General features: G+C 67.4%; 16 protein-coding genes. 11 read left to right on the forward strand and 5 right to left on the reverse strand.

Annotated features, from left to right (window positions below):
• Nucleotides 1–52: 52 nt before the first annotated feature.
• The 4 genes from HNQ73_RS01435 (at nt 53) to HNQ73_RS01450 (ending at nt 5,174) form a co-directional block, all read left to right on the forward strand.
• Nucleotides 53–1,552 (forward strand): ABC transporter substrate-binding protein, encoded by a 1,500-nt coding sequence (locus HNQ73_RS01435; protein ID WP_244649816.1) that lies wholly within the window; start codon nt 53–55, stop codon nt 1,550–1,552.
• Nucleotides 1,553–1,671: 119 nt separating this feature from the next.
• Nucleotides 1,672–2,619 carry an ABC transporter permease gene (locus HNQ73_RS01440; protein WP_183331520.1) on the forward strand — a complete coding sequence of 316 codons (948 nt, stop codon included), beginning with the start codon at nt 1,672–1,674 and terminating at the stop codon, nt 2,617–2,619.
• A complete protein-coding gene (locus HNQ73_RS01445) occupies nt 2,616–3,473 on the forward strand; it encodes an ABC transporter permease (RefSeq protein ID WP_183331522.1) in 858 nt (285 codons plus the stop codon). Before HNQ73_RS01440 ends, HNQ73_RS01445 begins: the two co-directional genes overlap by 4 nt.
• A gap of 3 nt (nt 3,474–3,476) precedes the next feature.
• A complete protein-coding gene (locus HNQ73_RS01450) occupies nt 3,477–5,174 on the forward strand; it encodes an ABC transporter ATP-binding protein (RefSeq protein ID WP_183331524.1) in 1,698 nt (565 codons plus the stop codon).
• Between the two features lie 18 nt (nt 5,175–5,192).
• Here the strand turns inward: HNQ73_RS01450 and purU are convergent, their stop codons facing one another.
• Nucleotides 5,193–6,056, reverse strand: a complete 864-nt coding sequence (gene purU / locus HNQ73_RS01455; protein WP_183331526.1) for a formyltetrahydrofolate deformylase — start codon at nt 6,054–6,056, stop codon at nt 5,193–5,195.
• 227 nt (nt 6,057–6,283) lie between these two features.
• Between purU and HNQ73_RS01460 the strand changes: the two genes are divergently transcribed.
• Nucleotides 6,284–7,990, forward strand: a complete 1,707-nt coding sequence (locus HNQ73_RS01460; protein ID WP_244649814.1) for an ethylbenzene dehydrogenase-related protein — start codon at nt 6,284–6,286, stop codon at nt 7,988–7,990.
• A gap of 56 nt (nt 7,991–8,046) precedes the next feature.
• Nucleotides 8,047–9,192: a 2Fe-2S iron-sulfur cluster-binding protein gene (locus HNQ73_RS01465; RefSeq protein ID WP_183331530.1), complete on the forward strand. Its 1,146-nt coding sequence runs from the start codon at nt 8,047–8,049 to the stop codon at nt 9,190–9,192.
• A 100-nt stretch (nt 9,193–9,292) separates the two neighbouring features.
• On the opposite strand, the gene HNQ73_RS01470 is transcribed toward HNQ73_RS01465, so the two are convergent.
• From HNQ73_RS01470 to HNQ73_RS01480, 3 genes are all read right to left on the reverse strand, one after another.
• Nucleotides 9,293–11,332: a methyl-accepting chemotaxis protein gene (locus HNQ73_RS01470; RefSeq protein WP_183331532.1), complete on the reverse strand. Its 2,040-nt coding sequence runs from the start codon at nt 11,330–11,332 to the stop codon at nt 9,293–9,295.
• A 7-nt stretch (nt 11,333–11,339) separates the two neighbouring features.
• Nucleotides 11,340–12,137 (reverse strand): PstS family phosphate ABC transporter substrate-binding protein, encoded by a 798-nt coding sequence (locus HNQ73_RS01475; RefSeq protein WP_183331534.1) that lies wholly within the window; start codon nt 12,135–12,137, stop codon nt 11,340–11,342.
• A 191-nt stretch (nt 12,138–12,328) separates the two neighbouring features.
• On the reverse strand, nt 12,329–12,985 hold the full coding sequence (locus tag HNQ73_RS01480) for a GntR family transcriptional regulator (protein WP_183331536.1): 657 nt from the start codon (nt 12,983–12,985) through the stop codon (nt 12,329–12,331).
• A gap of 137 nt (nt 12,986–13,122) precedes the next feature.
• Between HNQ73_RS01480 and HNQ73_RS01485 the strand changes: the two genes are divergently transcribed.
• From HNQ73_RS01485 to HNQ73_RS01505, 5 genes are all read left to right on the forward strand, one after another.
• Nucleotides 13,123–14,121 (forward strand): TRAP transporter substrate-binding protein, encoded by a 999-nt coding sequence (locus HNQ73_RS01485; protein ID WP_183331538.1) that lies wholly within the window; start codon nt 13,123–13,125, stop codon nt 14,119–14,121.
• Between the two features lie 228 nt (nt 14,122–14,349).
• Nucleotides 14,350–14,877: a TRAP transporter small permease subunit gene (locus tag HNQ73_RS01490; protein WP_183331540.1), complete on the forward strand. Its 528-nt coding sequence runs from the start codon at nt 14,350–14,352 to the stop codon at nt 14,875–14,877.
• Entirely contained in the window at nt 14,874–16,193 is a 1,320-nt protein-coding gene (locus tag HNQ73_RS01495) for a TRAP transporter large permease (RefSeq protein WP_183331542.1), read from the forward strand. Before HNQ73_RS01490 ends, HNQ73_RS01495 begins: the two co-directional genes overlap by 4 nt.
• Nucleotides 16,194–16,212: 19 nt before the next feature.
• Entirely contained in the window at nt 16,213–17,571 is a 1,359-nt protein-coding gene (locus HNQ73_RS01500) for a malonyl-CoA decarboxylase (protein ID WP_183331544.1), read from the forward strand.
• A 30-nt stretch (nt 17,572–17,601) separates the two neighbouring features.
• Nucleotides 17,602–19,116: a malonate--CoA ligase gene (locus HNQ73_RS01505; RefSeq protein ID WP_183331545.1), complete on the forward strand. Its 1,515-nt coding sequence runs from the start codon at nt 17,602–17,604 to the stop codon at nt 19,114–19,116.
• Between the two features lie 30 nt (nt 19,117–19,146).
• Here HNQ73_RS01505 and HNQ73_RS01510 read toward each other — a convergent pair whose 3' ends face one another.
• A complete protein-coding gene (locus tag HNQ73_RS01510; RefSeq protein WP_183331547.1) occupies nt 19,147–20,547 on the reverse strand; it encodes a peptidoglycan-binding domain-containing protein in 1,401 nt (466 codons plus the stop codon).
• Nucleotides 20,548–20,642 lie beyond the last annotated feature (95 nt).

The following is a 20,642-nucleotide window of genomic DNA, read 5'->3' on the forward strand; positions in this document are numbered from 1 at the left end:
GTGCTGCCCGTCAGGGATCCGAGATGAACGTTGCGATGGAGGAGGGGCCGGTATGTATCGCCGTCTGATGCAATGCCTGGTGAGGGGGGCTGCCGCCGGCGCCGTGTCGGCGGGGCTCCTCCTCGGCACGCCGGCCCTTGCGGCGCGGACCGACATCGTTCTCGGCATCCGGCTGGAGCCACCGCACCTCGACCCGACTGCGGGCGCGGCGGCTGCAATTGCGGAGGTCGTCTACAACAACGTCTTCCAGGGGCTGACGCGCATCGACCGCGACGGCTCGGTGAAGCCCTCGCTGGCCGAACGCTGGGACGTGTCGGAGGACGGCAAGGTCTATACCTTCCACCTGCGACAGGGCGTGAAGTTCCATGACGGCACGACCTTCGACGCCGAGGACGTGAAGTTCTCGCTCGACAGGGCGCGCGCGGCCGACAGCGTCAATCCGCAGAAGGGCCTGTTCGAGCCCATCGAGACCGTCGAGGTGGTCGACCCACAGACGGTGCGGATCACCCTGAAGCGTCCGAGCGGGAACCTGCCGTTCAACCTCGGCTGGGCCGCGGCGGTCATCGTGGCGCCGGAGAGCGCGGCCGACAACAAGACGCAGCCGGTCGGTACCGGTCCCTTCAAGCTGGCCGAATGGGTCAAGGGAGACCACGTTACGTTGGTGCGCAACGACGATTACTGGGGCGAGCCCGTCGCGCTGGAGAAGGCGACCTTCAAGATCATCGGCGACCCCACGGCCTCCTTCGCGGCCCTCATGGCCGGCGATGTCGATGCCTTCCCCCTCTTTCCCGCGCCGGAGAACGTGCCGCAGTTCGAGGCCGACCCGCGCTTCACGGTCGTCGTCGGCAATACCCAGGGCAAGACGGTCCTCGCCATGAACAACGGCAGGAAGCCGTTCGACGACATCCGCGTGCGCCGGGCGATCTCCCATGCCGTCGACAGGCAGGCGCTGATCGAGGGGGCGATGCACGGTTACGGCAAGCCCATCGGCTCGCATTTCGTGCCGCAGGACCGGGGGTATGTCGATCTCACTGGCAAGTATCCCTTCGATCCCGAGAAGGCGCGGGCACTGCTGAAGGAGGCGGGGGCGGAGAACCTGTCCGTGCAGCTCGTGCTGCCGCCGCCGGACTACGCGCGCCGCGGTGGCGAGGTGCTGGCATCCCAGCTGCGCAACGTCGGCATCTCGGTCGAGATCGTGCCGATGGAATGGGCGCAGTGGCTGGGCGAGGTCTTCCGCAACAAGAATTTCGATATGACCGTCGTGAGCCACGTGGAGCCGCTCGACCTCGATATCTATGCCCGCGACGACTACTACTTCGGCTACAGGAACCCCGAATACCGGGCGCTCTACGAGCGTTTCGTCGCCTCGACGGACGAGAACGAGCGGCTCGCGCTGCTGGGCACGCTGCAGGAGAAGCTGGCGGACGATGCGGTCAACGTCTGGCTGTTCCTGCTGCCGAAGATCGGCATCTGGGACGCGCGGCTCGAAGGGCTGTGGGAGAACACGCCCGTGCCCGCCAACGACCTGACGGGCGTGAAGTGGCGCGAGTAGCAGTGACACAGGCGATGGCGCGGGGTGGTTCCCCGACGTCGTCCTCCTCTCGTCGAGGGCGGAAGGCGGGAGTTCGTGCCGCGCCGTCATCCGGGGCGGTGCGGGAGCCGGCCTGACCGATGCTCACCTTTCTCGCCAGGCGCCTCGCATCACTGCTTGTCACGCTCGCCGTCGCCTCGGCCGTCATCTTCGCGGTGATGGAGGTGCTGCCGGGCGATCCGGCGGAGATCATGCTCGGCACCAACGCGCGGCCGGACACACTAGCGGCGCTGCGAGCCAATCTCGGGCTCGACCGGCCGGCGACGGAGCGCTACGTCGCTTGGGTCTCCGGCTTCTTGCAGGGTGATCTCGGTCGCAGCTACACTTATTCCGTCCCGGTCGGAGAGCTTGTCGCCCAGCGCCTGTGGGTCAGCCTGCCGCTCGCCGCCATCTCCCTGCTTCTCACCGTGCTCATCGCCATTCCGGTCGGCGCTATCGCCGCGGCACGGCGCAACAGGCCGGTCGACATCGGCATCATGGCGGCCACGCAGGTCGGCATCGCCGTGCCGAACTTCTGGTTCGCCATGCTGCTCGTCTTCGTCTTCGCGGTGAGCCTGCGTCTGCTGCCCGCCGGCGGTTTCCCCGGCTGGGGTGCGGGCCTGTGGCCGGCCCTGCGCTCCCTCATCCTGCCGGCCGTGGCGCTCGCGCTGCCACAGGCGTCGATTCTCGCCCGCGTGATGCGCTCCTCGCTCATCGACACGCTCGGGGAGGACTACATGCGCACGGCACGCGCCAAGGGCTTGAGCCGGAGCGAGGCCGTGCGGCGGCACGCGCTGCGCAATGCGCTGATCCCGGTGCTCACCATCATGGGCCTGCAATTCTCCTTCCTGCTCGCCGGCACCATCATCATCGAGAACGTCTTTTTCCTGCCGGGCCTCGGCCGTCTGGTCTTCCAGGCCATCACCCAGCGCGATCTCATCGTGGTCAAGAGCGTCGTGATGCTGCTCGTGGCGAGCGTGGTCATCGTCAATTTCCTCGTCGAGCTGGCCTATGCCGCGGTCGATCCGCGCCTGAGGAGGCGCGCATGAGCGCGGTCGTCGCCGGCAGGCAGGGCCTTGCCGCCCGTGCCCTCGGCCATCCGAGCTTCCTCGTGGGGGCGGCGATTTCGCTCGTGGTGGCGGCGACGGCTCTCCTGTCCTTCGTGTGGACGCCCCACGATCCGACGGTGCTCGACATCGGCCGCAAGCTCCAGCCACTCTCGGCGGCGCACTGGCTCGGCACCGACCAGTACGGCCGCGACGTGCTGTCGATGATCATGGGCGGAGCCGTCACCTCCATGGCCGTGTCGTTCGTCGCGGTGGGCATCGGCCTCGGGCTTGGTGTGCCGCTCGGGCTGCTCGCGGCCGGGCGGCGCGGGCCCGTCGGCGAGGCGGTGATGCGCGCCAACGATTTCGTCTTCGCGTTTCCGGCGCTCGTCATGGCCATCATGCTGCGGGACATCTTCGGGCCCGGCGCGCTCAACGCCATGGTCGCCATCGGCATATTCAACGTGCCGGTTTTCGCGCGGCTCGCCTATGGCGCCGCATTGCCGCTGTGGACGCGCGAGTTCGTCATGGCGGCGCGTGTTGCCGGCAAGGGCAGGGGGCGCATCACCCTTGAGCACATCCTGCCCAATATGCTGAGCCTCATTATCGTGCAGGCCACCATCCAGCTTTCGCTCGGCGTGCTGGCCGAGGCCGCGCTGTCCTATGTCGGGCTTGGCGTTCAGCCGCCGGCGCCGAGCTGGGGGCGCATGCTCAACGAGGCCCAGACACTGATGGCCATTGCGCCGCGCCTTGCGCTGGTGCCGGGGCTCGCCATCGTCGTCACGGTGATGGGGCTCAACCTCCTCGGCGACGGCCTGCGCGACCTGCTCGACCCGCGCCTTGCCCGGGAGCGCTGAGCCATGAGCCTGTTCAGCATCGAGCGCCTTCAGGTTTCCATCTACGGCCAGCCGATCCTCAAGGGCGTTTCGCTCTCGGTCGGGGAGGGGGAGATTCTCGGCCTCGTCGGGGAATCCGGGTCCGGCAAGTCCATGACGGCGTTGGCGGCGATGCGGCTCCTGCCGCGCGGTGCGCGGACGCAGGGGCGCATCCTGCTCGATGGCGAGGACATCCTCGCCAAGAGTGAAGCGGAGATGTGTGACCTGCGCGGGCGCGATATCGGCATGATCTTCCAGGAGCCGATGACGGCTCTCAACCCGCTGAAGACCATCGGCGCGCAGGTGGCGGAGTGCTTTGCCCAGCATCTGGGGGCGCCACGCGACGAATGTATGGCTTGGGCGGGGCAGGTGCTGGAGCGGGTGGGACTGCCGCCGTCGCGCTTTCCACTCGACCGCTACCCGCACGAGCTTTCCGGCGGCCAGCGACAGCGAGTTGTCATCGCCATGGCGGTGGCGCTCAAGCCCAAACTGATCATTGCCGACGAGCCGACGACGGCGCTCGACGTGACGACGCAGGCCCAGATTCTCGCGCTGATGCGGGAACTGGTGACGCGGGACGGCGCCAGCCTCCTCATGATCACGCACGACCTGGCTGTGGTGGCCGAGATGGCCGATCGCGTCAGCGTGATGCGCGACGGGGAGGTGGTGGAGGAGGGCGCGACGGCCGCCTTCTTCTCCGGCATGCGCCATCCCTATTCCAGGGCTCTGCTGGCGGCTTCCACCCACGTGCCGGTGCGCCGGCGCGCCGGCTGTGCCCGGCCCTCGTCCTTGCCCCCAGCGCAGCCGCAGGGCGGGCAGGCGGAGCCGATCCTGCTCGCACAGGAGGTCGTCCGCGACTACCGGGGCCGGCGCCGATCGCTCTTCAGGGCACCCGAGAAACACCGGGCCGTCGATGGCGTGAGCCTCGCCATACGGCCGGGGGAAAGCGTCGGCCTCGTCGGCGAATCCGGCTGCGGCAAGTCCACCCTGGCGCGCACGCTGATGGCGTTGGAGCCGCCGCAGGGCGGGACGGTGCTCTTCCGTGGCCGCTCCTTCGCCGATTTCTCGTCTGCCGACCTGACGGCGCTGCGGCGGGCCGTGCAGGTTGTGTTCCAGGACCCCTACGGCTCCTTCGACCCCAGGCATAAGGCTGGCCGGCTTGTTGCCGAGCCCCTTTACCTCTTGCGTGGTGAGATCGATGCGGCCGAGCGCAACCGGCGCATCGCCGCCGTGCTGCGCGACGTTGGCCTCAAGCCGGAGGATGCGGAGAAATATCCCCACGAGTTCTCCGGTGGCCAGCGCCAGCGGCTCGCCATCGCCAGGGCGCTCATCACGCGGCCCTCACTCATCATCCTCGACGAGCCCGTGTCGGCGCTCGACGTCTCCATCCGCGCCCAGGTGCTCGATCTGCTCGCCGAGCTGCAGGCGGAGCACGGGTTGGCCTATCTCTTCATCTCCCACGACCTTGCGGTCGTGCGCGCCATCACCGACAGGGTGCTTGTGATGCGCGCCGGCCGGATTGTGGAGGAGGGGCCGACGGAGGAGGTGTTCTCGGCGCCGCGGCACGCCTATACGCGCGAGCTTCTCGCTGCCTCGCCCGATCTCTCGCGGGCCCTCGCGGCGCGCGACATGCGCGCACCCACGACAAACCGGGCAGCGGGCGAGGTTCCCCCGGGAGGCTGACGCAGCCGGAGGCTGGCCTCAATCCGTGAACACCACCGTGCGCTGGCCGTTGAGGATGACGCGATCCTCAAGGTGGTAGCGCAGGGCGCGGGCGAGTACGCGCCGCTCGATGTCGCGGCCCTTTCGTATCAGGTCTTCCGGCGTGTCGCGGTGGCTGATGCGCTCCACGTCCTGCTCGATGATCGGCCCCTCGTCGAGGTCTGACGTCACATAGTGGGCCGTGGCGCCAATGAGCTTCACGCCGCGCGCATGCGCCTGGTGGTAGGGCTTGGCGCCCTTGAAGCCCGGCAGGAACGAGTGGTGGATATTGATGCAACGTCCCGCGAGCTTGGCAGCCAGCCCGTCGGACAGGATCTGCATGTAGCGGGCGAGGACGACGACCTCGGTTTCCGTCTCGCGGATCAGCTCCCACAGGCGCGTTTCCTGCTCGAGCTTCGTCTCCTTCGTGACCGGCAGGTGATAGAAGGCGGCCCCCTCAAAGTCGAGCGAGCCATAGGTCTCGCGCGGGTGGTTCGCAACCACCGCCACCAGCTCCATGGGCAGCTCGCCGAGGCGCTTGCGGTAGAGCAGGTCGACGAGGCAGTGGTCGAACTTGGAGACGAGGATCATCACCCGTCTCTTCTCCGCCTTGTCGCGCATGGTCCAGGTCATGCCGAATCGCTCGGCCAGCGTCGCAAAGCTCTTTCTGAGCTCCGCCAGCGTCGGCGCACCGTGCAGCGGGTTGAATACCACGCGCATGAAGAAGCGGTTGCTCTCGGTGTCGTCGAACTGCTGCGCGTCGAGGATGTTGCACCCCGACTCAAATAGGTGCGTCGAGACCGCCGCCACGATGCCCGGGCGGTTGGTGCAGGAAAGGGTGAGGACGTAATGCGGCTGTGACATGCGGCCGTTTTGATCCTTTTTGCAGAATCCGCAAGGGCCTCTGCGAGGCCGCGCCCCGAATTTCACCGCACGATCGGTCTTGGCTATTGGCGATCAGTTTGATTTGATAAAAGATAGATTAAAATTTAAGTCAAATCAGCATTCTCCGATCCGACTTCCTCGACACGGGTGACGGCATGGCCGATATCGGACATCTGCGAGAGGGGATCGACAGACCCCGACAGGCGATGACCAGAGTTGCACGGCAGGCGAGCCGGGAAAAGGAAGGGCCACCCCGTACCGACATAGGCACCATCCTCCTGCACTGGCTCGTGGCCATCGTGATGGTGGTGAGCCTTCTGACGGGGCTGCGCATTTCGGCGGATGCGCCTGATGCCGTCATCTCCAAGGCCTTGGAGCCCATCCTCCCGCAGGGAGAGATCTGGAGCGTCCATTTCATCTCGAGCCTTACCCTCTTCTTCGCCTCGACAGCCTATGCGCTCTATATGCTGCGCAGCGGCCTGCGCCACCGGGTGGCGCTGAAGAAGGCGAGGGCGCTGGTCATGCCGGCCGCCAGCAAGCTGCGCTGGGGCGCTGTCAACGTCATCCTGCACTGGGTGCTCTACGGTCTCGTTACGGTCCTCACGGCGACGGGCATCGCGCTCTATGTCGGTTATGGCGGCTGGGTCGTTGCCGTCCATGCGGCCTGCGCCATCGCGGTGCTGGTCTACATTTTCGTGCACGTTATCGCGCATTTCCTCTACGGCGGCTGGGGGCAGATCCTGCGGCTGTTCCGGCCGACGCCGCTCGTCTCCAACAGCGGTATGAAGGCACGGCCCTTGCTCACGGCGGTGCTCGTTGGCGTGCCGGTCGCCGGCGCGATCGCCGCTTTCGACTGGGGCACGCGCGACAAGCTCACGGTCACCAGGGTGGACGAGGCGCCGAAGCTCGACGGCACGCTCGACGATCCGGTCTGGCGTCGCGCTGCCCCGGTGCGCATCCGCACCCAGCAGGGCGCCAACCTGGGCGGCACCGGCGAATCGGTCGTCGAGGTGCGGGCGGTGAGGGATGCCGACAACATCTACTTTGCCTTCCGCTGGGAGGACCCGACGCGCTCGCTGCGTCGCCTGCCGCTCGTGAAGCGGGAGGACGGTTGGCACCTCGCCCACAACGGCGCCGATATCGCGGACGAGACTGACTTCTACGAGGATAAGCTGTCCGTCATCTTCTCGCGCTCACAGGCTTTCGGTGGCGGCGGGGCCACCCATCTCGGCCCCCAGCCGATGGCCGACAAGCCCGGCGCGCTCAACAGCCGTGGGCTGCATTACACCACGGACGGCAGCTACATCGACATGTGGCAGTGGAAGGCGTCGCGCGGCGGTCTGCTCGGACGTGTCGACGACCAGTTCATCGGTCCGCCGATGGAGCCGAAGGAGGCGGACTGGAACAAGACCGCCCGCTACCAGGGCGGCTATACGGGCGATCCGGGCAATGCCTTCTACGTCTACAACTTCGGTTCCGAGCCCCCCGGCGGATTCCGCGGCCCCGTGACGGTGAAGCGCCTGCCGGTCGACTACCGGCAGACCGTCGCCAAGCTCAAGACCTTCGACCTCAACCCCGAGAGCAGCGACAGCGAAGGGGCGCAGTGGTGGATGACGGAGGCGGAGACGGTTCCCTATTCGCCGGAGCTCGATGCGACCATTCCCGTCGGCACCGTGATCCCCGGCGTGCTCATCATGGGCGAGTACAGCGGCGACCGGGCCGATGTCACCGGGGCCGCCCGCTGGGAGAACGGGTACTGGACGCTGGAGGCTAAACGCGCCCTGGCGACAGGCAGCAAGCACGACGTCGATTTCGTGCCCGGCGAGCCCCTCTACATGTGGGTCGCCGTCTTCGACCACAACCAGACCCGCCACACGCGCCACGTGCGCCCGGTCGAGCTGGTCATCGAGTGATGCGCCTGCTGCGCGGCGGGCTGCGCCTTCTGCAGCGCCGCGCCAGAGGTTGAGACATGGCAAGCAAGTGCAATCTGACAGTCAATGGGCGCACGGTTCGGGCGAATATCGGCGAGACGCTGGTCGATGCGGCGATGGGGGCATGGATCGCGGTGCCGCATGACTGCTGCTCGGGCCAGTGCGAGACCTGCCGCGTGCGGGTCGTCTCGGGATTAGTCGACGCCCGCGGCACGGGGGAGGGTGACACCGTGCTCGCCTGCCAGGCGATGCTCCTGGGCGATGCGGTGATCGCATATGACGAGGTGCCGGAGGCGACGAGGCGCGCCGGCCATGTCGCCGCCATGCGTGCCCTGTCGCGCGACGTGGTGGAAGTGATCGTCGAGCTGCGCACCCCGCTCGAGTATCTGCCTGGACAATATGTGAGCGTGACCTTCGCCGGTTTTCCGGCGCGCGACTACAGCCCCACGCTGCGCTGGGACGGCACGCGGGCCGCGCACGAACTCATCTTCCATATCCGCATGCTGCCGGACGGCATCGTCTCGTCCGAACTGGGGCGGGACATCAGGCCCGGCCACCGTGTGGAGGTGCGCGGGCCCTTCGGCCATGCCTTCTTCCGCCGCGGTGACGGCGTGATGGTGCTCGTTGCCGGCGGCACTGGCTGGGCACCCATTTGGGCCGTTGCGCACGAGGCCGTGCGGGCACGCCCGAGGCGCGACATCATTGTCATCGTCGGCGCGCGAGATCTCGACGGGCTCTATATGCGCGATTCCCTTGACTGGCTGCGCGACCACGGCGCGCGCGAGGTCATCGCCACCTCGCGGCAGGGCGGGGGAGGGCTCGTGCGGACGGGTCGGCCGACAAACTACCTGCCGCTGCTCGGCCCCTCCGACATGGTCTATGTCGCGGGGGCGCCGGGCCTCGTCGACTCCGTCAAACAGAAGGCGCTGGCGGCCGGCGCGTTCTGCTTCGCCGATCCGTTCCTGCCGAGCGAGCAGCGCATGTCCTTCATGGACAGGATGGCGCGGCTGCTGCGCGCACCTGGCCGGGGCTCCGTGCGGGATGTCGGTCTGTTCGCGCCGCAGATGGCGGGCGAGGACGGAGCCGGTCGCTCCGCTGCCGCTAGATCCGTGAACCGCCCCGCGGCCCGGCGGCCGCTGCAGGAAACGCTGTTCGCGGCCCGGCGGCTGATGCGCAGGGAATAAGGCTGCAAATGCAGACGCGCTCTTCGAAGGGTGAATCGAAAAGCGCGTCCATCACATGTTGGAAGAAGGGCTTTTTCCGACCTGATGCAGCGCGTCCGGTCTAAGCTGACACCTCGGCCAGGAAGGCGCGCACGGTCTGGTCGAGGCGGCGCGCCTCCTCGACCATGACGGTCGCCGTGTTGACCACATGCACCGACGTGCTGCGCGCGTCGCCGATCGTCGCCTTGAGACGATCGACGCTGTGCGACAGGTCGACGGTGCCGCTTGAGGCGGCGGAGACGCTGCCGGCGATCTCCTGCGTCGCGACCGTCTGGCGCTCGATGGAGACCTCGATCGCCTTGGTGTGGGCCATGACGTTCTCGAGGGTGCGCGCGATCATCTCGATGGAGCTGACCGCTTCCCCGGTCGCCTCCTGAATGGCGGCGACCTTGCTCGCGATCTCGTCGGTGGCCTTCGCCGTCTGGCCCGCCAGAGCCTTCACTTCGTTGGCGACGATGGCAAAGCCCTTGCCGGCCTCGCCGGCGCGGGCTGCCTCGATGGTGGCATTGAGCGCGAGGAGGTTGGTCTGGGCCGCGATCTCGTCGATGAGGCGCACGACCGCGCCGATCTTGCTCGCCGCTTCGGCCAGGCTGTCGACCTTGGCTGTGGCGGCGCGCGCAACCGCATTGCCGTCGTCCACAACGGTGGCCGTTTCCTGCACCTTGCTGGCAATTTCGGCAATGGAGGTACTGAGCTGCTCCGTGGCGTGCTTGACGAGCGTGACGCTGGAGACGGTGCTCTCCGAAGCGGCAACGGCCTCGACGGCTTCCCTCTCGGCGGCGGCTGACACGTCAGCGAGCTGATGGGCCATGGCGTCCATCGTGTCGATGCCGTTGCCGACACGAGTCAGCACCGAGCGCATTGTCTCGTCGAAGCGGTGGATCGCCTGCTCCAGCGCCTCCCGGCGCTGCTTGACGGTCTCGGCGAAGGCGACGTGCGTGCGCAGCTGGTCGCGTTCCTGCAGCGAGCGCTGGAGGAGCACCACGGCGCGCGCGATGTCGCCCACCTCGTCCTTGCGGTTGGCGCCGGAGACATGGGTGCGCCAGTCGCCCTGCGCCACGGCGCCGACCGCCTCCGTGATGCGTGCCAGCGGCCGCGTGACGTGGCGAGCTGTTGCCAGGGCGATGGCGGCGAAGGCGATGAGCGTAACGCACCCGCCGCCGACGAGCCACGCTACGAGCGCACGCGTCTCGGCCGCGCCGATGCGCACGGTCTCATCCCTGAGCTGGTAAGCCTCCGTGCGCGGGGCGAGGGCGCAGATCTGCAGGTCCGCAGGAAAGCCGGTACACCGGGCGAAGTACATCCCATCGGGAGTCTCGAGCAGGTTGCTCGGCTCGTGCAGGGAGAAGCCACCCGTCAGTGGCGGTGCTCCCGCGCGGGAGACAACCGTTTCGCCGGAGAGGACGACGATGCCGGTATTTGTCAGGCGCGAGAACTCGCTGAGAGAGGGCTCGTTCATGCGCAGCGCCCGGTGGGCGATGAGAGCGGCGACCACGTCACCGAAATCGTCGAAGATGGGCGTGACGACGATGGCGGCAGCCGCCACCGGGGCAGGGGCGCCGACGGCCGTTGCCAGCGCCTCGTCGAGCGGTGTGATCAGTTCCAGGATATGCGGCCGGCGTCGGTCGTTCTCCGCGAGCAGCGGGCGGATGCGCTCGGCGAGCGGGCTCTTCTGCAACGCGGCGTCGGCGCCGAGAATGTCCAGCCACTGATCGTGCGCGCCCATGACGCGCATCTTGTTGTCGATGACGAGAATGCCGTCGAGCTTCGCGATCTCGGCCGCGCGCGACAGCAGCTCGCTCATTGCCACGACGTTTCTGGAAGCGATGGCGCGGCTGACATCGGCCCGCTGCGCGATGGCGTTGATCTGGTAGGTCACCTCGTCGAAGACGTTCTTCAGGCGGGCAGCCGCGAGCTTCGCGTCAGCCTCGAGCCGTTCCGAGAGCTTGGCTTCGGCGAGTGCCTCGAGCTGAAGCGCCTGCCGGTTCAGGCCCCGGTCGAGGCGCATGACCGTCAACGCCACCAACGCCGAGCATGCCGCCAGCGCCGTGGCGACGATCGCGATGGTGAAACGCGTGCCGAGGGACGACAGGCTTTTCACGTCGACCTCACTTTGCGGTGGGGACGCCGCCCATGCGACGCACGATCTCGCGGGCCTCGGGAGAGGAAATGAAAGCGAGGAAGTCGCGCGCCTCGGGCGTCACAGTCTTCTCGTTGTAGATGAGCTCGATGGTGTTTGCGCTGGGGTAGCCCTCGTCCGTGGGGAACAGGCCATCCACGCTCAGCACAACAATCTGTTCGGGCAGGCTGGTGGAATAGGGCCCCCAGCCGATGGCCCCTTCGACATCGCGCACGGACTCGATGCCCTCCTGCGTGGTGAAGGCGGTCTTCGACTTGTCGGTGATGACGAGGTTGTCCCAGCCCGGCATGGTGGCCCGCAGGACAAGCAGCGTGCTGTCACGGTCCTCGCGGCGCACGACGCGCACACGCAGGTCGTTGCCGCCCACCTCGCGCCAGTTCTCGATGTTGCCGGCGAAGATCGCGCGCAGCTGCGCGCCGGTCAGGGAGGAGATGCCGGCGCTACGATGAACATAGAAGGCTGAGGGAAGCTTGAGGAAAGGAACGGCGACGATGCCCTGGGCCTTCTCGGTGTCGGTGAGGGGGCGGGCGATGCGGCCAAGAATTTCCTGGCCCGAACCGACGGCGAGGATGCCACCGCCCGAGCCGACGCTTGGCGGCACGACAATCGTCGTCTGCGGATTGCGCTGCGTGTAGAGTTCACCGACGGCGCGCAGGATGTCGACGCCGTCGCCGGTTCCAACGATGCGCAGTTCTTCCGCCTTCGCGGTGGTGGGGAGACTGAAGCCGACGATGGCGGCACAGATCAGGCCGACGAGCGTGCGCATGCTTTCTCTTGTCCCGCTATTGTCCGAATGTCGGAATGATAGGAGACAGAGGGTAATGAAAGGTGAACTTGTCGAAAGTTGTGGCGTTCAGTGCAGAGCGCCGGCAACTCATCAAAGCGTTGGTTAACTGTCCGCTACTTTCGAAGATTCGCCCAGTATTTGCCGGCGTATGACAAACAGCGCGTGCCGTATCACGCCGAATGCTCAGCGAGATTCGCCACGAGGTCGCCGAAGCGTTCACCCTGGATGATGATGTGGGCCTTGAGCAGGCTGGAGGCGGCTTCCGCATCTCCGCGCTCGATGGCGGCGAGAATGCCGTCGTGCTCGGCGAGCGAGGTCTGCAGGCGGCCCCGGACGCGCAGCTGCAGGCGGCGGTAGGGCTTGAGGCGCCTGTGCATCAGCGTTGCCTGCTCGGCGAGGAAGCCGTTGCGGGAGGCTTGATAGATGGCGTGGTGGAATCGCTCGTTGGCGTAGTAGTAGCCGTCCGTGTCGTTGGCCTCGGCGGCCGCGCGGCATTCGCCCTGCGCCGTTGCCAGTGCGGACAGGTCGCTGCTATCGGCCCGGCGTGCGGCGAGACGGCCGCACATGCCTTCCAGCTCCGCCATCACCTCAAACATCTCCATGAGGCGGGAAGGCCCCACCTGTGCGACAACGGCGCCGCGGTGCGGGCGCAGCTCAACGAGACCCGTGGTGGCGAGCTGTAGCAGGGCCTCGCGGATCGGCGTGCGGGAGACGCCGAAGCGCTGCGCCAGCGATGCCTCGTCCAGCCGCTCGCCAGCCTTGAAGACGCCCATGGCGATGTCGTTCTCGAGGGCGTCTCTCAGGACAAAGCCGCGCTTGCCGCTCATGGAACCGGACCGTCGCATACGAACCAGATCGAATTGTATACGAAATCGTTGACAGCGGATGCAAGTTTGACTTCGATAACTCCAAGGCCCGCAAGAGGCCCGGCTCCTCGACGAGCCATCACTTCGGAGGAAACGACATGCGCAAGACGTTGTTGGCGACGGCCGGTGCCGTGGCCGTCCTTATCGGCGGTTTGCTGCCGGCCGCTGCGGAAATTGTGCTCAAGGCGTCTCATCAGTTTCCGGGCGGCAAGGGCGACCCGCGCGACGAGATGGTGCAGATCATCGCCCGGGAGGTGGAGAAGGCGAACGTCGGGATCAAGATCCAGGTCTTTCCCGGTGCCTCGCTCTACAAGCCCAACGAGCAGTGGGGCGCTGTGACCAAGGGGCAGCTCGACATCACGGCCTTCCCGCTGGATTACGCGGCCGGTCGCCATCCCCAGTTCTCGGCCACGCTCATGCCCGGCCTCGTACGCAACTACGAGAGGGCGCAGCGGCTCAACAAGTCGCCCTTCATGGCCGACATCAAGAAGATCGTCGAGGATGCGGGCGCCATCGTCATTGCCGACGCATGGCTGTCGGGCGGATTCGCCTCCAAGAAGAACTGCATCACCGGCCCCGATTCCATCAAGGGGCAGGTGACGCGCGCTGCCGGCCCGGCCTTCGAGCAGATGCTGGCGGCAGCCGGTGCCTCGATCTCGTCCATGCCTTCGTCGGAAATCTACACCGGCATGCAGACAGGCGTGCTGGACGCGACCAACACCTCCTCGTCGAGCTTCATCTCCTATCGTCTCTACGAGCAGGTGAAGTGCCTGACCGCGCCCGGCAAGAACGCGCTGTGGTTCATGTACGAGCCGGTGCTCATGTCCAAGCGCGTCTTCGAAAAGCTCACGCCCGAGCAGCAGAAGGCCATTCTCGACGCCGGCAAGGTGGCCGAGGAATATTTCAACGAGGAGGCGAAGAAGGGCGACGAGCTCCTCATCGAGACCTTCAAGAAGGCGGGCGTCGAGGTGATCGAGATGTCCGAGGAGGACTACAACGCCTGGCTCAAGGTGGCGCAGGAGTCATCCTACAAGCACTTCGCCGAGGAGGTGAAGGGCGGCCAGGAGCTGATCGAGAAGGCGCTCGCCGTCGAGTGAGCGAAGCGCCTCAGGTAGGCGGAGCCTGTGCCGGGTCGCGCGGACGGCCAGGCTTCACCGACAGCGGGAGGAGGGGGGGCTCCGCTTCCCGCCTTCGGGAAGACACCGCGAAAGGGTGCCGGGCGCCGCAAGGGTGCTGCAGGTGCATCCGGAACGCCGGCCGTGTCGTCCGAATGGTCCCGACGGGACCCGCCGGCACGAGCGTTTCTCTGGGAACGGAACAAGGAAATGGTTCGAGCCTTCGTTGCCGGTGTCGACAGCGTATCGCGCCTGTTCGGCATTATTGCCGGCATCCTCATTGCGGCCGCCATGGTCGTCGTCTGCCAGATGATCTTCATGCGCTACGTCTTTCGCGCGCCGACCATCTGGCAGAGTGATTTCGTCGTTTTCAGCGCCACGGCGGCCGTCTTCCTCGGCGCTCCCTACGTCCTCATGCGCAAGGGCCATGTCGGGGTCGACGTCATCGAGACCATGGTGAGTGCGCCGGTGCGGCGGCGGCTCGCCATCATCGGCGCCTTTCTGGGCCTTGCCTTCTGCGTCGCGATGTTCGTTGCCTCGGTGATCTATTTTCACGAGGCGTGGGAGGGCGGCTGGACGACGCCGACCGTCTGGGCGCCGCCGCTGTGGATCCCGCTCCTGGCGCTGCCTGTCGGCTTCGGCCTGCTCACCCTGCAGTACGTGTCCGAGATCCTGAAACTCTTCATGGCGGCTGAGACGGCCCAGTCCGTGCCGCACACTGCAGGAGCCGGTGCATGACGCTCTCGATCGCCACCTACGTCATCGTCGGCTCGCTCTTCGCCTTCCTTGCGACGGGCATGCCGATCGCCTTCGCTCTCGGCCTCGCCGCGATTGCCGGACTCCTCGTCGAGGAGGGATTCGGCATCTTTGAGGTTCTCGGCGAGACGATGTACGCCGGCATCGCCAACCTCGCCTATGTCTCGATCCCGATGTTCGTCCTCATGGGCGCTGCGGTCGCGGCCTCGCCGGCCGGCAAGGATCTCTACGAGGCGCTTGACCGCTGGCTCAACCGGGTGCCGGGCGGGCTGGTCCTCTCCAATCTCGGCGCCTGCGCCATCTTCTCGGGCATGACCGGCTCCAGCCCGGCGACCTGCGCCGCCATCGGCAAGATGGGCATCCCCGAGATGATGGGGCGGGGCTATCCCGCATCCGTCGCGACCGGCTCGATCTGTGCCGGGGGCACGCTGGGCATCCTCATCCCGCCGTCGGTGACGATGATCGTCTACGGCATCGCCACGGAGACCTCCATCGGCCGGCTGTTCCTTGCCGGCGTGATGCCCGGGCTGATGCTGACAGTGATGTTCATGGCCTGGGCGCTGATTGATGCCAAGCGAAAGGGCTACCGCTTCTCCGACGGGGGACAGCGCCGCTTTACCCTAGCGGAGAAGTTCTCCGCGCTACCGCGCGTCCTGCCATTCCTCGCCATCATCGTCGGGGTGCTCTACGTGCTCTACGGGGGCGTCGCGACACCGTCCGAGGCCGCCGGGGCGGGGGCCTTCCTGACGCTCGCCGTCGTCCTGATCGTCTACAGGCTGTTCCGCGCCGGGCCGGTGATCGAGATCTTCGGCACGGCCATGCGCGAGAGCATCATGATCATGATGATCATGGCTGCGGCGGAGCTTTTCGCCTTTGCGCTCTCCTCGCTCTTCATCACGCAGACCATCGCCGGCGCCATCGCCTCGCTGGAGATCAACCGCTGGCTGTTGATGCTCGTCATCAACATCTTCCTGCTGGTGGCGGGCATGTTTCTGCCGCCGGTGGCGGTCATCGTCATGGCGGCGCCGCTGCTGTTCCCCATCGTGACGCAGGCGGGCTTCGATCCCTACTGGTTCGCGGTGGTGCTGACGATCAACATGGAGGTCGGCCTCATCACGCCGCCGGTCGGACTCAACCTCTTCGTCATCAATGCCATCGCGCCGCAGGTGCCGACGCGGGAGATCCTTTGGGGCTCGCTGCCATATGTCGTGGTGATGTTCATCGGTATCATCCTCCTGTGCATCTTCCCGCAGATCGCCACCTGGTTGCCCGATGCGGTGATGGGGCCTGCGGTCTGACAGGATGGAGGAGAGGCGGATGGCGAACTCGTTCTTCAACGAACTGCTGCAGCAGCTCAGCGAGCGGGGGCGGGCGATGCTCGGGCTCGCCCGCGACGCGGCGGCGCGCGGCGACATCGTAGAGCTGTCGGAACACCTGCTTTCCGGCCGCGGCGAGGCCTCGGGCGTCGCGCTCGCCAAGGCTGTGCTCGACAGCTATGCCAACGCGCCGACCGCCACCCGTCTCGCCTTCCTCACGGCGCTCGCCGAGCGTTTCGGCGCCGATCCGCAGAAGGTCGAGGAGGCGATCCAGGCCTATCGCGAGAAGCCGAGCGCGGCGACGCTGCACCGCCTGCATACCGCGGCGGAGGCGCGCCGGCAGGAGCTGATGCGCCGGCTCAACCTGGCGCCGGGCGGCACCGCCGCGCTCGTCAAGATGCGGGAGGAGCTCATCGAGCATCTGCCGAACCGCCCGGATCTCAAGGCGGTCGACGCCGACTTCGTGCATCTCTTCTCGTCTTGGTTCAACAGGGGGTTCCTGGTGCTGCGCCCCATCGACTGGACGACGCCTGCCAACATCCTGGAGAAGATCATCCGCTACGAGGCGGTTCACGAGATCCATGACTGGGACGACCTGCGCCGGCGCCTCGAGCCGCCGGACAGGCGCTGCTTCGCCTTCTTCCATCCCCAGCTTGTGGACGAGCCGCTGATCTTCGTGGAGGTGGCGCTGACGCAGGACATTCCTGACGCCATCGCGCCGCTGCTCGCCAAGGACCGCAAGCCCATCGCCGCCGAGACGGCGACGACGGCCGTCTTCTACTCCATCTCCAACACCCAGCGCGGGCTCGCCGGGGTTTCCTTCGGCAACTTCCTGATCAAGCAGGTGGTGGACGACCTCAAACGCGAGCTGCCCAACCTGAAGACCTTCGTCACGCTGTCGCCGGTGCCGGGCTTTGCCAGATGGCTGGCGCGGGAGCGCGCCGCAGAGGCCTCGCAGGTGCTCGACGGCGAGGCGAAGGCGGTGCTGGCCGCGCTCGACGAGGAAGGGTGGCATGAGGACGCCGCGACGGCGCAGAAGGTGCGCAAGGTGCTGCTGCCCGCCGCCGCGTGGTACTTCCTGAAGGCCAAGACGCCCAACGGGCGGCCGCTCGACCCGGTGGCGCGCTTCCACCTCGGCAACGGAGCGCGGCTGGAGCGGCTCAACTTCCTCGGCGACACGAGCCCCAAGGGCCTCGTCCAGGCGCACGGCCTGATGGTCAACTATCTCTACGCGCTTGAAGACATCGAGAAGAATCACGAAGCCTTCGTCGGCTCGGGAGAGGTCATCGCCGCCGCGGCGGTGAGAAAGCAGCTGAAGGGCGAGCGGGCCTCACGCACGCTCGTGCCCATCAGCGACTGAACACAAGAAGACAGAACGCAGACAAAGCTCATGCCATCCTATCTTTTCGCAAAGCTCGCCGCCCGCATGCCCTCCGCCGACCGGACGTTCATCGAGACGCCGACGGGGCGGATCATCACCTATGGCGATCTCGTCGAGGGCACAGGCCGAATTGCGCGTGCGCTCGTGGCACGAGGCGTCCGGCCGGGGGACCGTGTCGCGGTCCAGGTGGAGAAGAGCCCGGAGGCGGTGATGCTGTATCTCGCCTGCGTGCGGGCGGGTGCTGTCTTCCTGCCGCTCAACACGGCCTATACGCTCGCCGAGCTTGACTATTTCCTGGGCGATGCGGAGCCGGCGCTCGTCGTCTGCGATCCGAAAAGCCGGGATGGCCTGACGCCCGTCGCCGAGCGCTACGGGGCCCGCATCGACACGCTGGACGCGGAGGGCAAGGGCAGCCTGATGGAACGCGCGGCCGCGGAGGCGCCGGACTTTGCCGACGTGGAGCGCGGGCCGGACGACCTTGCCGCAATCCTCTACACCTCCGGCACCACCGGGCGCTCCAAGGGCGCCATGCTCAGCCACGACAACCTCTGGTCCAACGCGCTCACGCTCGTCGACTACTGGCGTTTCACCAGTGAAGACGTGCTGCTGCACGCGCTGCCGATCTTCCACACGCACGGGCTCTTCGTGGCGACCAACGTCATCCTCGCGGCAGGGGCGTCCATGATCTTCCTGCCGAAGTTTGACGCCGACGAGGTGATGCGCCTGATGCCCAAGGCGACCACGATGATGGGCGTGCCGACCTTCTACGTGCGCCTTCTGCAGCACGAGGGCCTGACGCGCGAAGCGACCGCCCACATGCGGTTGTTCATATCCGGCTCGGCGCCGCTGCTGGCCGACACCCATCGCGCATGGCGCGAGCGCACGGGGCACGCCATCCTCGAGCGCTACGGCATGACCGAGACGAACATGAACACCTCCAATCCCTACGACGGGGATCGTGTTGCCGGCACCGTTGGCTTCCCGCTGCCCGGGGTGTCGCTGCGAGTCGTCGACCCCGAAAGCGGCAAGGAGCTGCCGCAGGGCGAGATCGGCATGATCGAGGTCAAGGGGCCCAACGTCTTCAAGGGTTACTGGCGCAATCCCGAGAAGACCAAGGCCGAGTTCCGCGAGGACGGCTTCTTCATCACCGGCGACCTCGGCAGGATTGACGAGCGCGGCTATGTCCACATCGTCGGCCGCGGCAAGGATCTCATCATCACCGGCGGCTACAACGTCTATCCCAAGGAAGTGGAGACCGAGATCGACGCCATGCCCGGCGTGGCCGAGAGCGCCGTCTTTGGCGTGCCGCACCCCGACTTCGGCGAGGGGGTGACCGCAGCCGTCGTGCCCGAGAAGGGGGCGAGCCTCGATGCCGCCGCCATCGTGAAGGCCCTCGAGGGACGCCTCGCCAAGTTCAAGCAGCCCAAGCAGGTGGTGGTGGTGCCCGAGCTGCCGCGCAACACCATGGGCAAGGTCCAGAAGAACGTGTTGCGGGAGACCTACAAGGATCTCTACATGCGCTGACGGCCTCCGGCGCCGGCGGCCTGGCGGACCCTAGCCGCCGGTGCAATCCACCGCCACGATGCGAGCCTGCCACGCGGCGGCTGCGGCGCCGAGGCCGGTCGCGTCGTCGGTCGCCGTGGCTTCGGGCAGACCGACGCCTTCGGCAAAGCGCTCCGCCAACGTCGCCGGAACGCCTGGGCTCAGAGCGATGCCGGCCACGCGCGCCATCGTCTGCGGCAATGGCCCGGTGAGGGCGACAAGCGCGCCCGATCTGTCGATGACCGGGGCCCCCGCCATGCCGGGCTGCACCGGGGCCGCAAGGCGGGCGGTGCCATCGCTCGCCACCTTCAGCCGTCCGGGCGTGGCGATGAGGCGGCGCTCGCCCCCGACGGTGGCATGGCCGAGGACGAAGACCTCGACATCCGCCCCCGCCGGACGGTGCCAGGCGACGGGCGCTCCCTGCATCCGGAACGAGCCTTCGGTGAGGGCCGTCTCGCCGCGCGCCGTGAACGTCACCGGCCTGCCGGCGACCGTGGGAGCCTTGCAGGCCGTTGCGGCTGCGCTCGTCAGCGCCTTGCCGCTGTCGAGGATGACGGCGGTGAAGGCGTTGTCGCCCGGGACGGTGGGAGCGGCCGGTGCCGCACCGACTGCGTCGGCCGTTGCGGGCGCCGCAGTCCCGGGCTCCGGGTCGAAGCTGTTCGTGATGGCGATGGCAAGGCGGTCGAAGGTTGCGGCAGCGGCCGGCGGGTAGGTCACCGTAAAGCCGCTGAGGCCGTCACGGGTTGCGGCGAAGCGGGTGAAGAAGCGCATGCCTCCCTGTTCGCCGCTAACGACGAACCACGTGTCCCGCAGCACCTTGTAGGTGATGCGGCGGCCGGGCAGGGCGGCGATGAGATCGGCGTAGAGATCCTCGAGTCTGGCGCCGGTCGAGGCGGGGATGGTGTCCGTCATCAGGGAGCCGCCGCCGCGCTTGGCGCGAAAGATGGCGCCGCGCGCCGTGTCGCTGCGTTCGGTGAGCATCTTCCGGGGCACGCCGATGCGGATCCCGCTGCGCGGCTCGTCGATGACGGCGAAGCCGGCCGCGTCTCGCTCGCGGCGCGCCGCTGCGAGGAGCGCGTCACGCTCTGCCGGGGTGAGGATGCCGTCTGCGGCCAGGCCGCTGCGCGTCTCGAAGGCGCGGATGGCGTCGAAGGTGCGCTTGCCGAACGTGCCGTCGACCGTGCCGTTGTAGTCGCCGGTCCAGACGAGCGCGTCCTGGATGGCCTTGCGCTCGGCTTCCGGCAGAGCCTCGAAGACCGCGCGGGCGGCATCGAGCGCGTCGCTCGCCACCGGCTTCTGCTGCGCGATGGCCGGGACGGCCGGCACGGTGAGTGCGCCGGCCAGGGCGAGGATCGTGGCCCCTATCCGCGCCTTGCTGCGTGGCTGCCTGCGGTCGCGTCCCGTCTGCGTCATCGCGCGCTCCCCGTTTGTCCCTCGCGCGACTATGGCAAAACGGCATGGTGTCGTCACGACATGCAGTGCAGCCGTGGATTGCAGGCCCGAACCGG

This window comes from Chelatococcus composti (assembly GCF_014201415.1).
Taxonomy (GTDB): Bacteria; Pseudomonadota; Alphaproteobacteria; order Rhizobiales; family Beijerinckiaceae; genus Chelatococcus_A; species Chelatococcus_A composti.

Coding starts and splice junctions, on each gene's coding strand:
- HNQ73_RS01435 (WP_244649816.1), top strand. CDS start 53: ATGTATCGCCGTCTGATGCAATGCCTGGTGAGGGGGGCTGCCGCCGGC.
- HNQ73_RS01440 (WP_183331520.1), top strand. CDS start 1,672: ATGCTCACCTTTCTCGCCAGGCGCCTCGCATCACTGCTTGTCACGCTC.
- HNQ73_RS01445 (WP_183331522.1), top strand. CDS start 2,616: ATGAGCGCGGTCGTCGCCGGCAGGCAGGGCCTTGCCGCCCGTGCCCTC.
- HNQ73_RS01450 (WP_183331524.1), top strand. CDS start 3,477: ATGAGCCTGTTCAGCATCGAGCGCCTTCAGGTTTCCATCTACGGCCAG.
- purU (WP_183331526.1), bottom strand. CDS start 6,056: ATGTCACAGCCGCATTACGTCCTCACCCTTTCCTGCACCAACCGCCCG.
- HNQ73_RS01460 (WP_244649814.1), top strand. CDS start 6,284: ATGACCAGAGTTGCACGGCAGGCGAGCCGGGAAAAGGAAGGGCCACCC.
- HNQ73_RS01465 (WP_183331530.1), top strand. CDS start 8,047: ATGGCAAGCAAGTGCAATCTGACAGTCAATGGGCGCACGGTTCGGGCG.
- HNQ73_RS01475 (WP_183331534.1), bottom strand. CDS start 12,137: ATGCGCACGCTCGTCGGCCTGATCTGTGCCGCCATCGTCGGCTTCAGT.
- HNQ73_RS01480 (WP_183331536.1), bottom strand. CDS start 12,985: ATGAGCGGCAAGCGCGGCTTTGTCCTGAGAGACGCCCTCGAGAACGAC.
- HNQ73_RS01485 (WP_183331538.1), top strand. CDS start 13,123: ATGCGCAAGACGTTGTTGGCGACGGCCGGTGCCGTGGCCGTCCTTATC.
- HNQ73_RS01490 (WP_183331540.1), top strand. CDS start 14,350: ATGGTTCGAGCCTTCGTTGCCGGTGTCGACAGCGTATCGCGCCTGTTC.
- HNQ73_RS01495 (WP_183331542.1), top strand. CDS start 14,874: ATGACGCTCTCGATCGCCACCTACGTCATCGTCGGCTCGCTCTTCGCC.
- HNQ73_RS01500 (WP_183331544.1), top strand. CDS start 16,213: ATGGCGAACTCGTTCTTCAACGAACTGCTGCAGCAGCTCAGCGAGCGG.
- HNQ73_RS01505 (WP_183331545.1), top strand. CDS start 17,602: ATGCCATCCTATCTTTTCGCAAAGCTCGCCGCCCGCATGCCCTCCGCC.
- HNQ73_RS01510 (WP_183331547.1), bottom strand. CDS start 20,547: ATGACGCAGACGGGACGCGACCGCAGGCAGCCACGCAGCAAGGCGCGG.